The 12,119-nt window shown below is 65.8% G+C and carries 9 protein-coding genes and 1 pseudogene; 3 read left to right on the top strand and 7 right to left on the bottom strand.

Annotated features, from left to right (window positions below; all coding sequences use genetic code 11):
* Positions 1-531 (bottom strand): annotated as a pseudogene (locus D7X55_RS25515) (hypothetical protein); the annotation flags it as partial.
* Positions 532-642: 111 nt separating this feature from the next.
* On the opposite strand from D7X55_RS25515, the gene D7X55_RS25510 reads away from it, so the two are divergent.
* On the top strand, positions 643-1,326 hold the full coding sequence (locus D7X55_RS25510; RefSeq protein ID WP_121724450.1) for a DNA alkylation repair protein: 684 nt from the start codon (positions 643-645) through the stop codon (positions 1,324-1,326).
* Between the two features lie 23 nt (positions 1,327-1,349).
* Here the strand turns inward: D7X55_RS25510 and D7X55_RS25505 are convergent, their stop codons facing one another.
* Complete coding sequence (locus D7X55_RS25505) at positions 1,350-2,660, bottom strand: hypothetical protein (RefSeq protein WP_121724449.1); 1,311 nt, start codon at positions 2,658-2,660, stop codon at positions 1,350-1,352.
* 125 nt (positions 2,661-2,785) lie between these two features.
* Here D7X55_RS25505 and D7X55_RS25500 point away from each other — a divergent pair, with 125 nt between their 5' ends.
* The gene (locus D7X55_RS25500) at positions 2,786-3,838 is read left to right on the top strand and encodes a hypothetical protein (RefSeq protein ID WP_121724448.1); all 1,053 of its coding nucleotides are present in this window, start codon (positions 2,786-2,788) and stop codon (positions 3,836-3,838) included.
* A 143-nt stretch (positions 3,839-3,981) separates the two neighbouring features.
* On the opposite strand, the gene D7X55_RS25495 is transcribed toward D7X55_RS25500, so the two are convergent.
* The 4 genes from D7X55_RS25495 to D7X55_RS45775 form a co-directional block, all read right to left on the bottom strand.
* A complete protein-coding gene (locus D7X55_RS25495; RefSeq protein ID WP_121724447.1) occupies positions 3,982-4,473 on the bottom strand; it encodes a TIR domain-containing protein in 492 nt (163 codons plus the stop codon).
* Positions 4,474-4,660: 187 nt separating this feature from the next.
* Positions 4,661-5,305: a hypothetical protein gene (locus D7X55_RS43520; protein WP_147468255.1), complete on the bottom strand. Its 645-nt coding sequence runs from the start codon at positions 5,303-5,305 to the stop codon at positions 4,661-4,663.
* Entirely contained in the window at positions 5,278-6,069 is a 792-nt protein-coding gene (locus D7X55_RS45780) for a toll/interleukin-1 receptor domain-containing protein (protein WP_368666507.1), read from the bottom strand. The genes D7X55_RS43520 and D7X55_RS45780 overlap by 28 nt, the downstream gene beginning before the upstream one ends.
* A 432-nt stretch (positions 6,070-6,501) precedes the next feature.
* A complete protein-coding gene (locus tag D7X55_RS45775) occupies positions 6,502-6,894 on the bottom strand; it encodes a TIR domain-containing protein (RefSeq protein ID WP_158626424.1) in 393 nt (130 codons plus the stop codon).
* A gap of 67 nt (positions 6,895-6,961) precedes the next feature.
* On the opposite strand from D7X55_RS45775, the gene D7X55_RS43515 reads away from it, so the two are divergent.
* Positions 6,962-7,342 carry a hypothetical protein gene (locus tag D7X55_RS43515; protein WP_158626423.1) on the top strand — a complete coding sequence of 127 codons (381 nt, stop codon included), beginning with the start codon at positions 6,962-6,964 and terminating at the stop codon, positions 7,340-7,342.
* Between the two features lie 68 nt (positions 7,343-7,410).
* On the opposite strand, the gene D7X55_RS25480 is transcribed toward D7X55_RS43515, so the two are convergent.
* Positions 7,411-12,119 (bottom strand): translocation/assembly module TamB (locus D7X55_RS25480; protein WP_233610056.1); only part of this gene is annotated, 4,709 nt, incomplete at its 5' end.

Here is a 12,119-nt window from a genome sequence, read left to right as displayed (position 1 = left end):
GGCGATGAGCGGCCCCGCGCGGCGCAGCGCCGCGGCCCCCAATTGGCCCGCCCGCCGTACGCCCCGGGCGATGCCGCGCGCGGCGCTGCGCACGCGCCGGGTGATGCGACGGAAGAACGCCTCGGCGTCATCCGCGTCCATGGACTCCAGCACGAAGGGGTTGAGCGCCCGCGCGAGCGTCACCGCGGCGGGGCCGGACACGAGCCGGTTGCTGGTGGCCGGCACGAACAGGCCGGTGGCCGGGCTCGCCTCGAACCCCTCGAAGCCGTCGTCCTCCAGGAAGGCGTCCTCGGCCTCGGCCGCGGCGAACAGCTCCTCGAAGCCGTCATCCTCGAACCCCGAGGGCTCGAAGCCGGTGGGCTCGAAGCCCGAGGGCTCGAAGGGGTCGTCCTCGAAGCCCGAGGGCTCGAAGGACTCCAGCTCGCTGAACTCATCCGCCAGGTCCTCCAGCTCCTGGAGGGCATCCGCGCCCTCCCAGGCGTCCATGGCGTCGAGGGACTCCACATCGGACAGGTACTCAGCGCTGGTCATCACTCCCCCTCGCAGGTGAGACATCCACCCTTCACGGGCCGCAAGTTGGAGGAGGCACTGGGGGAGTGACAGTCACTCGTTTGAGCTAGTGCTGGCACAATCCAACGCCCCATGACCCTGGAAGAGACGATGCGGGAGCTGGAGCGGCTGGGCACGGAGCAGACGCGGAAGACCTATCTGCGCCACGGGGCCCCCCAGCCGTTGTCCGGTGTGAACTTCGGTCCGCTGACGGCGCTGAAGAAGCGCATCGGCACGGACGCGGCGCTCGCCCGGGCGCTCTGGGCATCTGGCCACACAGAGGCGCGGCTGCTGGCGACGATGGTGGTGGACGCGCCCGCGATGCCCTGGAAGGAGCTGGACGCCTGGGCGAAGGGGCTGGACTGGCACACGCTCACGGACGTCTTCGTGACGAACGTGGTGCTGCGCTCACCGCACGCGGCGAAAGCGCTGACGTGGACGAAGTCCAGGTCCGAATGGGTGGGGCGGGCAGGGTGGCAGAGCCTGGCCGCGCTCCTCACGAAGACGGCGGTGCTCGCGGAGGAGGACCTGCTGCCGTGGGTGAAGCGGATTGAAGCGGAGCTGCCGGGCGCGAAGAACCGCGTCCGCGAGGCGATGAACACGGCGCTCATCGCGGTGGGCGCCACCGGAGGCGCGGTCCAGACCGCGGCGCTCGCGACGGCGAAGCGGCTGGGCAGGGTGGAGGTGGATCACGGCGACACGGCCTGCGAGACGCCGGATGCCACCCAATACATCCAGAAGATCCAGGCCCGGAAGAAGGCGAAGGCCCGGGCCTGACGAAGGCCCGGGCGTCAGCGGCTTTAGTTCTTCACGCACGCGGGCTGGCCGCCCGCGTCCTTGTAGGCCTTCACGCGGTTGAGCAGGTTGCCGTTGTCCGTCTCCGGCGTGGTCTGCTCGTAGTTGCCCGCGCCGAAGAGCATGCCCACGCCGCCCGCGGCGGCCACTTCACCCGGGTGGGTGAGGAAGTAGTCCACGCGGTTGTCGCGCCACTTCGTGTTGCTGTCGGGCAGGGACATGTTGCCCACCGGCAGCTGCCACCAGATGTGCGGCTTGCCCAGCCGCGCGGACACGGCCTTGGCCCAGGTGAAGGCCTGGTGGAAGTGCGGCAGCTTGCGGTTCTCCGGGTCCCACCACGCCGCGCTGCCCGTCGTCTTCTGGTACCAGCCCGCGTCGCGGTCGGACGCCTCCACCGTGACGAAGTCCGTGTCGCCCGCGCCCACGGACAGGAGGAAGTCCGCGACCTTGTTCGCCTCGCCCGCCACGTCGAACGACGGGTCCGTGTTCTGGGACACGTCCGTCTTCGTCGCCCACGCGCTCGCGTGCAGGCCCACCTTCGCGTTGGGCGCGTACTTGCGCACCATGGCGATCATGCACTTGCCCAGGCCCGCGCCATTGTTCTCCTGGGTGCCGCAGTCCGTGGGGTTCGCCGCCTTCACGGCCGCCGGCGTGGACTGCGCCTTGCCGTCCTTGGGGAAGAACTGGAGGTAGGCCCACATGTCCGGCTCGATCTGCAGCAGCACCTTCTCCTGGCCCACCTGCTTCAAGAGGAACCGCCAGTCCGCGAGGTAGCGCCCCAGGAACGCCGCGTCGTTGAGCGCCTTCAGCTGCTCCTCGCCCTCCGTGTAGCCGCTGGCCTGGAACGCCTCGTAGTAGGTGAGGAAGGGAATCTGGCCCTTCGCCTGCGTGGCCTTGATGAAGTCGCGCACGTAGGCGCCGGGCGCCTCCGAGACGTCCTGCCAGCAGCCCCACCAGTTGCAGACGCCGTTGGCGCACGACGCGCCGGCGGACGTGCATCCCGACGTGCACGACGTGCACGCGTCCTTCGAATCGAACACGCCCGCGGCGATGTAGAGGTAGCGCACGTCGAAGGGCGCCTTGCCCGACGTCTCCTCCTCCATCTGCGCGCCCACCAGCACCGTGCTCTTGCCCAGTGTGGTGAGGAACTTCGCGCCCAGGCACTCCGAGCCGTCGCCCGGCGTCACTCCGGGCCCGTCCGTGCCCGGACCGGGCTCTTCACCCGGGCCACTCGAATCCGAACAGCCCGCCACGGCCAGGAGGCCCGCGGCGAGGAACGGCCAACACTTCCGACGAAACAGGGCAGGGGTCCGCATGATGTCCAGAACTCTACTCCGCCCCTCGTCCTCCCTGCTCGGGGCTAATTCTCAACTTCCCGGAAAGTCTTGAGTCATGCTCGCCCCACCGGCCCTCAGCCGGCCTTTCCCCCGAGGTGTGCGTGATGAAGCTCCGATGGTCTGTGCTGCTGCTCCCGGCGCTGCTGGCGGCCGGCTGCGGTCCCCTGGAAGAGAGCCCCAACGAGCCTGTGATTGACGAGCTGACCGGGCAGGTGCTGCAGGAGGCGACGACGAAGTACGACATGCACCGCCTGCTGGAGGACTCGGACGTCACGGGCGGCACGGGCATCACGCCCGCGCAGGTGCAGGCGTTCCTCCAGCAGCAGGGCTCGTACCTGGCGGGCTACACGGACCCGGCCTGGGGCAAGACGGCGGCGACGCTCATCGTGGAGCGCTCGCGCGCGTCCAACATCAGCCCGCTGTACATGCTGGCGCGCATCCAGGGTGAGTCCAGCCTCATCCAGAGCGGCACGTCCACCAACCTGAGCAAGGCCACGGGCTGTGGCTGTCCGGACGGCAGCGGCTGTGACGCGCAATACGTGGGCTTCGGCAAGCAGGTGGAGTGCGCGGCGAAGAAGATGCGCGGCTACCTCACCGACCTGGAGGCGGGCCGCGCCACCATCTCCGGCTGGAAGGTGGGGGTGACGAAGTCCACGTCGGACCCGTGCTCGGTGAAGCCGGTGAACAACGCCACCGCCGCGCTCTACACGTACACGCCCTGGGTGGGCGCGTACGCCATCCAGTGCGGCCGCACCACGGTGGGCGGCTCGTCGCTGATGGCGACCATCTACAACCGCTTCAAGACGGCGTACCCGTGGACGCTGACGACCACCACGGAGGGCTGCTACTCCGGCACGGTGGACGCCACGGTGCCGGAGGGCTCGTGCGTGCAGAGCTCGTCGGACGCGCTGTGGCGCCAGTGCTCGCAGGGCGTCTTCATTGGCGGCACCACCACCAAGCCGTCCAACTGCAACGTGTCCTTCCCGTACTGCGTCTCCACGCGCCTGGGCCGGGGCGTGCCCGTGCGCACCTGCGTGCAGGTGAGCAGCACGCTGTGGCAGCAGTGCGGCGCGGAAGGAGCGTGGCGGGACGCACCGGGCGCGGGCACCACGGGCGTGGGGCCCATGGGCACGTGCTACGCGGCGTATCCGCTGTAAGGCCGCGCATGCCGCCCGGACGTACGCGTCCGGGCGGTCAGTAGTCCTTGTGAATGAGAAGTTACAGGGCGGTAGGCCGTGTGACACCATCTCTAGTCGTGCAATCCCACCCTGCTTCTTGCGGGTAAGCTTGGCTGGGGCGACTAATATTTTTCTCTGATCTTAATAGCCTCTTCGACCCAGGCTTCGATGTTTTTGGCGATGTCGGCGTATGCTGCTTTGCTGTCAACCCCGGATGGGGTTTTGAGTGATGCTATTTGGGAGAACGATTTCCCTTTAATGTTGAGCAGATCGAACGGATTGGCTCCTGGGGCTGAAGATTTGCCATCTTTGTTGAGGAGTTTGTTGATCCGAATGCCAAGAACCCCCTTGCCCTCACTCCAGCCTTTCTTGATCTCGTATTGGACCCATTTGCGGGAGGCGGTTTCTGAGCCTACAAGAACGACAACGCAACTCTTTCCAACCATTTGGTCGTCGATCCACTTTTGAATTGAGGCGTCACCCTTCTTCTTAACCTCTTCCCAGGTGTTCGCAGCGACAAGCGTCTGACCCTCAAGAGCATTAATGTTTCGCACTTGCTGCGTGCGCCAAAAGTCATTGTCGAAGTGGAAGCTATAAAAGACTCTGCGTGCCAAATTGTCCTCCAGGGTATTTGTTGGTTCTAGTGTGGCGCGGTAGTGGGGTGGCGGAAACTTGCTTCTGTTGGCAGGTTTTCAGGGGCTCAGTGTCTGGCTCCAAGAGTTGGGCTGCGTAAATAGAGACGATGTGTTTGCGCTGGTGCTTCAGTGTAGATGCGGTGTAATGATGGCTTGCTTCGGCCAATTAAGGTGGAGTTGATGAACTCGGGCTACTAGCCGGGGGAATCGGCGGGCTCCCTGTTCTACGTAATAATCGTCTAAACAGGGATGCGTATGCTAGATCATGCTCTAGTCCAGGATCTTTCGTGCCCAATGGCTCGCGATCAAAAAGGATACGAGCGGCAGCTCCAGTGGAAGCAACTGCGAGAATGGCCGCATGTGGATGGTGGTGACAGAAGAGCTTGAATTCATCTTCCACTCCCTCCATCCCTCCTATGAACACCCCTGCTTGGAAGCGCTCGCTCATGATCATCTGTTTTCGCATCAGGTCCAAACTAGCGGCCCGGCTGGCACCCGCTTGCGTCCAGATGAGATGGCGAAATTTCAGTGAACTCGGCGGAATCATGCTCTTGAAAAAGAGGGATTGATAAATGTAGACATGGTTTGCGACACCAAGTCGCTCTGCGCCTAAATGTACTAAGGGGGAAATTGCGGGATGGCCACCGAAAACTAGCCGATCTGTGGGAGCAATCACCATGGTGAGCGCGGTGACGGCCTCCCTGATGGCTATGAGGTCAACGGTGGTCAAGTACTTCTGATCGCGATACGGGCTGGGAATGCTTGCTGAGAGGAAGACAGGCCCTAAGGTGTGCTTTTGGGTGTCAGCCACTTGGGGACCTCTGAGATAGCCAGGGATTCGACGGGAAGGAAGCCATTAAGCCACTGTAGGTGCGCTGCTTTCCGGGGCCAAATGCCAAGCGGATCGTAGATGAGACAGCCATGAGGAGTTGGTGCTCCGCATGTTGTGCAGTCGTCGGCTATCTCTTGTAGCAGAGTTGCCTCTGGATGCCCCACAATGGGAAAGACATACGTGGCGCCACGGTGTGGGTGCGGTACTTCCAAGCGTCCAGAGGGTTGGATGGTTACGTCCACTCCGTGTGTCTTCATCTGCTTGCAGAACTCGGTAATTACTCTGGTTTTTCGACTTGCGAGAGAACGAGCACGTGTGGATTCGGCCCGCGCGACAATCTCTTCAAGCTTGAACTTGTTGAGTGTCGTTCCCGACGAGTTCGGATTGTCGGTAAAGTCGTTAGCTTCGAGAACGAATGGCTCACACAATTCGGTTCCAGGCGTTCTTTTGTGCGGTGCGGGCCAAATGAGTTGGAGCACGCCCAGCCCAAGATTGTGTGCACGTGCGACCTCTTGTTCGACCCAAGTGCTTGTAAGCGCATTGGGTGTATCCAGGAGAATCAGTAGATCCGCATCTCCTAGTCTGTCCCAAAGCATGGGCTGAAATTCCTCGCCACGTTTGATGCTGTGGGTGTCCAGGAATACTTCGAACGAGCAAGCATCCAAGGCTTGGTAGAGTTGGAGCGCTACCCCGCGTGACTCATCTCGTTTGTAGCTAATGAATGCGAGTCGACGCGAGCGCATCAATCCCAGTTCTTCCATGAGCCGGGCTGTAATGTGCTCTAGGGCAGGGTCGCTCTTTTTTAGTTCCTGGCCATTGATTGCAGCCAGTGTGCTGGGGACCTGCGTTTGATACGCTATCAGCGTGGGTACAACGGGGAGGATGAAGCAGCCCTCGCTTCGAAGCTCTTCTAGGATCTGAGTAGCCTCCGTGCTCTGGTATGACCCACCGAAGTAAACGGCAGCCACAGGCATGCCGCGAACCCGCTCTCGGTGAAAGTTACTCTCATCGAGAACCCGTAGTGCAGCCATAGGGTCGAGCCCAAGTTCCCGTAGCTGACGTTCAAGGGTCGCCTGCAGCGTCGTTGAGTGTCCGCCTCCACCGGTAGCCTTGCGCTCTGGTTCAAGTACCACGACTTGGTAGCAGCCAGACGTGCCCATTATACTCACGGTGCTTTACCTCAGCCTGTCCCGAAGTGCATTGGCAATTGCATTGGGCTCAAAAACAACTTCATGCTCGTTTTGGATTTCTCGGGGTAATCCTCCTCTCGTCCCTGGAATCCTAATGGGAATAACAATTTTGTGAAGCGAGCGAGCCACTGACACTTCATAGTCAATCCACTTTCGACTGTGGCTCGTGTCCCCCACAAGTACGAAAACCGCAGCACAGCCCTGGATGAGAGGCCGTAGGTGGTTGCGGATCTCCTGTTCACCTTGCTGCCGAACATCGGCGCGCTCATAGGTGACGACAACATTGGAGCCTAGCCGCAGTCCTTCAATCCAACTCGCAACTTTGTCTTTGTAAGGCCGTTCTTCGAAAACGTAGCTAATGAAGACGGAGTGAGGCATCGTCTGTCTCCCTAAACGTTGGTGCTCGATAGAGAGCCTACCAGAGCCCCAAGTTGGAAGGAACTTCATGTCGGACCTTATCATCAAGCGCGCAGAACTGCACCAAGGCATCATTAGCAGGATGGCACAGAACTCCTTCGCTATTAAGGGGTGGGCCGTCACAGTCATCACGGCACTGCTGGCTTTTGGCAACAAGGACACAGAGCGCTATTTTGCTGTCCTGGCTGTTTATCCGACGGTGGTGTTTTGGGGATTGGACTCCTACTTCCTCATGAAAGAGCGCCAATTTCGAGGCTTGCCAGTTCAGTTGATAGCGTCTGGAGAAGAGCTAAGTCTTGTTGTGCCTCCGGCCTCGGTTAAGAAATATTTCGAGGCGGTTTGGGCGTGGACTGTATGGCCAATCTATGTTGGGTTGTTGTTTGTTGTTGGTATATTGGTTGGAGCGTGAAGTCGTGGGTTTGTGCTGTGTCTTGATGTGTCAAAGTGAGGCCTGGACGGTTCTTTTCGGCATGAATGTCAGTAGTCCTTGGTCCAGATGAGGTCCAGGCCGCCGGAGCGCGCGTCGCCGTACATGCCCTCCAGGCTCCAGCGCGGGCTGAAGAGGTACTGGAAGCGCACGGCGTTGGCGTTCTCTCCCCGCTGGAGGTTGGCGCCCACGCGGCCGGTGTAGCCCACGTAGATTTTGTCCGTCACGTACGTGCCCACCTCCAGCTTGGTGCCGGAGATGCCGTTGTCGCCCGCTTCGATGGAGAGCACGTCCAGGGGCAGCTTCGCGGCAATGGCCTTGCGCGCCTCGTTGGCGACGAACGAGCCCACCACGGAGGCCGCCTGCGCGCCCGCGTTCATGGACGCGCCGGAGCCGCGCTCCAGCGTGCGCCGGCCGGTGGCGAGCAGCGTGTAGATTTCCGACTCCGGCAGGGCCGGCTCGCTCGTCGTCTTCAGGGTGATTTCCTTGCCCTGGCCGCGCACGGTGACGAAGACGGTGACGTTCGCGTTGTCGTTGCGGTGCTCGGCGGTGACGTTGATGTACGGCATCATCACCGGGCCGGTGAAGCGCACCTGGCTGTCGCGCTGCACGTCGAAGCGGCGGCCCAGCACGTCCACGCGGCCCAGCAGCACCATCACCTCGCCGAACATGCGCGCCTCGTTGGCGTACTCGACGCGGAAGCCCTCGGACAGGCCCAGCTGCACGTTGAGGTCCGTGCCGCGCACCCACAGGTTGCGGGGCGCGTTGATGTTCACCCAGAACTGGCGCTGCGGCGGTGCCTCCTCCTCGCCTTCCTCCGCCAGGGCCTCGGCCTCCGCCTGGGAGGTGGGGCCGCCCGCGCCGCCGCTGCCCACGGTGGACTCCGGGTTGCCGGGCATGCCCGGGGAGTCCGGCGCGTTGCGCGGGTCCCGCGCCTTCTGCGACGTGGCCACCTGCGTGGGCGCCTGTTCCTTCTTCTTGCGCTTGTCCACCGGCACGCCGTTGCGGACCATCACCACGTCCACGGGGCGCTCCAGGGGCTGCAGGTCCTTGCGCTTGGCCTCCGGCAGCTCGACGTGCGCCTCCGGGATGGACAGGTCGCTGATGTTCACCAGCCGCTCGGTGAGGCTGCCCTTCATGGACAGGTTCAGCGTGAGCAGGGCCATCAGCTGGTCCTCCACCACGATGGGCAGGTTCTTGGTGTGGCCCTTGCCCTCCATCAGGAACTCGCCGCCCTTGCCCTGGCGGTTCGCGGTGGCCGTCAGCTCCAGCGAGCCGTTGCCGGACTTCGCGGTGAGCTGCTTGAGCTCGATGCGGTCCTGGGACGCGTTGAGCGCCAGCTGGATGTCGTTGTACTCGCCGTAGCCCATCAGCCCCAGCCGGCCGTTCTTCCACGCCAGGTTGCCCTTGAAGGTGGGCGCGCCCACGGTGCCGCCCAGGCTCGCGTCCGCCTGCATGATGCCGCCCAGCGAGCGCACGTACGGGGAGACGCCGGACAGGAACGTCGGGTCGAAGCGGCGCGCGCGCAGCGTCAGCTCCACCGGCGCCCGGTCCACCTTCTTCGCGGGCCCCTGCGCGGACTGGAACGCGGGCAGGGACAGGTCCAGCTCCATGGTGCCGCCCAGCAGCAGCGACCCGCCGCCGGGCGCGGTGAGCATCGCGTCGAAGAGGGACTTCGCCTGCGAGTAGGAGTAGTGCAGCCGCGCCTGCCCCAGCGCCGTCTGCGCGACGCCCAGGCCCTGCATGCCCGCGTTGACCTCCAGCTCCGGGGCCTCCGGCGTGCCGCGCGCCACCAGCTCCATGGACAGCACGCCCTGCGGCCCGCGGTTGCCCGGGCCGGGCTCCACCACCATGCCGGGCAGCTCGTTGAGGGGCACCGGCCCCACGCGGCCCTTCATGCGGAAGGGCACGCGGCTGACCACCTCGCGGTCCTGGAGCGCGGCCAGCGGCGCCAGCACGCGCGCCTCCAGCGTGGCCAGCGGCCCGTTGGGGCGCTGGACGTCCAGCGTCAGCTTCACGTCTTCATTTCCCGCCAGCGCCAGCGCGGTGCCGTTGAGGGGCGGCAGGCCGTTGGCGGTGACGCCCTTCGCCTGCAGCTCCACGCGGCCCTGCGGCGCGAGCGCGCTCCCGTTCACGTCCGCCTTCAGCGTCAGCGTGCCGTCCGGCCTGTCCACGCCCTCCGCGCCCTGGAGCACCTTCAGGGGCAGCTCCGCCACCAGCGCCTCCAGGTGCAGCGGCGCCTCCAGCGCCTGCGCGGGCGTGGGCGGCTTCGCGATGACGCCGCCCAGCGTGAAGGGCGTCTTCACCAGCACGTAGGCCCGCGGCGCCACGCCCTGCACGTCCAGCCGCGCGCCCAGCGTGCCGTCGTTCGCGTCGGAGTTCGCGTGCAGCTCGAAGCCCAGCGCCTGCGCGAACAGGGCCTCCGGACGGCCGGGGTAGCGCAGCTCCGCGCCCACCACCTTCAGGTCCAGGCGAGGGTCCTTCGCGGAGCCGTCCACCACCAGCGTGCCGGTGATTTGGCCCGTGGGGCCAGGGGGCTGGTTCGCCAGCTTCAGCGCCTCCGCGACGTCCAGCTTCTCCAGGTTGACCGTCAGGGACACGGGCTCGTTGCGCCGGCGCAGCACGCCCTGCACGGGCACGTCGAACTTCGACGACACGCGCGCCGCGTTCAGCTCCGCGCCCAGCGTGCCGGTGGCGCGGTCCTTCACGTACCGAGCCTTCACCTGGAGCCCCAGGCCCTCGTAGCCGCGCGCCTTGCCGTCCGTCAGCGTGAGGTCCACGTCCGCGTCCGGCCGAGCCATGCGCCCCTTCGCCGCGACGTGGCCGGACAGCGTGCCGCCCAGGCCCAGGTCCTCCGGCACCGCGATGCGCGGCAGCTTGGACAAATCAAAGGCGCCCAGGTCGATGCGCGCGTCCACGCGCTCGCCGTCCTTCAGCGCGGCGATCTTCAAGGTCTGCGGCCCGGACGCGAGCGCCAGCGGCGGCTCCAGCGCGATGCGCCCGCCCCCGAAGCCCAGGTGCGTGGGCTGCTGGAGCGTCCAGGTGGCCTCTGGCCAGGACAGCGAGAAGACGCGCATGGCGAGCCCCTCGTTGTCCGCGTCCACCGTGCCCTCCACGCCCAGCGCGAGCTGCGCGTCGCCGTCCACGCGCACGCTGGCCTTCAGCTCGCGGTGGTCATCGGTGGTGAGCGCCAGGGACAGGTCGCGGAACGTCTTGCCCGCGGTCTTCAGCTGGCTCACCAGCACGGTGGCGTCCGTGGTGAGCGGCCGGGTGACGTCCGGCACGTTCGCCTTGAGCGACAGGTCCTGGATGGCGATGTCGCCGTAGTTGAGCGCGACGAAGTTGCCGTCCGCCTTCACGCCCGGCGCGGCCGGAGGCCCCGTCACCAGCAGCTCCAGCGAGCCGCTGCCGGACATGGGCGGCACGGTGCCGCCGGGGAGCAGCTTGTCCAACGCCTGTGACAGGAGCTTCAGGTCGCCCGCGGACAGGCTGCCGCGCGCCTCCAGCGCCTTCGCGGTGCCTTCACCGGAGGCGACGAGCGCCGCGCCCGGCATCATCACGCGCAGGTTGGCCACGTTGTAGCGGCCGTCCTTCGCGCTGGCCTTCATCTCGATGGGGCCCACCGACTGGCCCCGGAACTCGGACGGGGTGACGGTGAGGGCCACGTCGCCGTCCAGCGTCTCCACGCTGGTGCCACCGCCGTGCGCCACGAGGTCCGCGGCGATGTTGGTGGGGATGCCGTTCTCCATCAGCTCCGCCAGGTTGACCCCGCGCGCCTTCACGGTGGTCTCCGAGGTGCGGAACGTCTCGAGGTTCACGTCGCCGTCGAGGTCCAGCGTGGCCTTGCCCGCGGTGGCGCCCAGCTTCGCCTTCGCGAGGTCGCCGTCCATGGACGCGGTGCCCTTCGCTTCAATGGGCACCACCAGCGGGTACGTGGGCACGAAGGCCTTCACCGGCGCGGGCGGCACGGCCAGCCGGCGCAGCTCCACGGCCGCGGCCGTCTCACCGGTCTGCTTCGCGCCCAGGTCCGCCTCGATGCCTGCGAGCCCCAGCTGCGCGTCCACCTGGCGCGCCACGTCCTTGCCCTGGCCCTTGAGCACCAGGCGCACCGGGCCCGTGAGCGGGCGCGTGAGGCCGCCCGAGGCCTGCAGGTCCGCGGCGAAGTCCATGTCCGCCAGCGCGTAGTGGCCCTCGCCCTTCGCGCCGAACTCCTCCAGGCGCACCTGGCGCTCGCCGCCGTCCGGCAGCTCCTGCTGGAAGTCGATGTAGCCGTGGCTCAGCTCGAAGTCCTTGAGGTCGATGCGCAGCGCGCTCTTGCTCTCTGCCGGGGGCTCCTCGGGCTTGGGCTCGCGGGGCTCCAGCGCGCGCATCAGGTTGAGGCCGCGCTCGTCCTGCACCAGGTACAGGCGGGGCGCCTCGATGCGCACCTTCGTCAGGTCCACCCGCTGACCCAACAGCGGGGACAGGTTCAGCCGCGCCTCCACGCGGGCAACTTCCGCCGCCAGGTCGCCCTCCGGCGTGTACAGCTTGATGCCGGTGAGGACCGCGCCGTTCAGGTCCAGGTCGAACCCGCCCAGCTCCAGCCGGCCGGCGAACTGCTTGTTCGCCAGGTCCACGCCGAAGCGCGCCAGGCGGGCGGACCCGCCGGGACTGGTGGCGTACACGAGCGCGCCCGCCACCAGCAGGACGATGAGTCCCAGGAGGCCAAGCAGGCCCCACAAGAGCCTCCGTCCCCAGCGCTTGCGCCGGTGGGGCGGGG

It is taken from the genome of Corallococcus sp. AB049A, from assembly GCF_003668885.1.
GTDB lineage: Bacteria > Myxococcota > Myxococcia > Myxococcales > Myxococcaceae > Corallococcus > Corallococcus interemptor.
The sequence above is the reverse complement of the archived record's forward strand: the minus strand, read 5'-3'. Positions and strand labels throughout refer to the sequence as shown.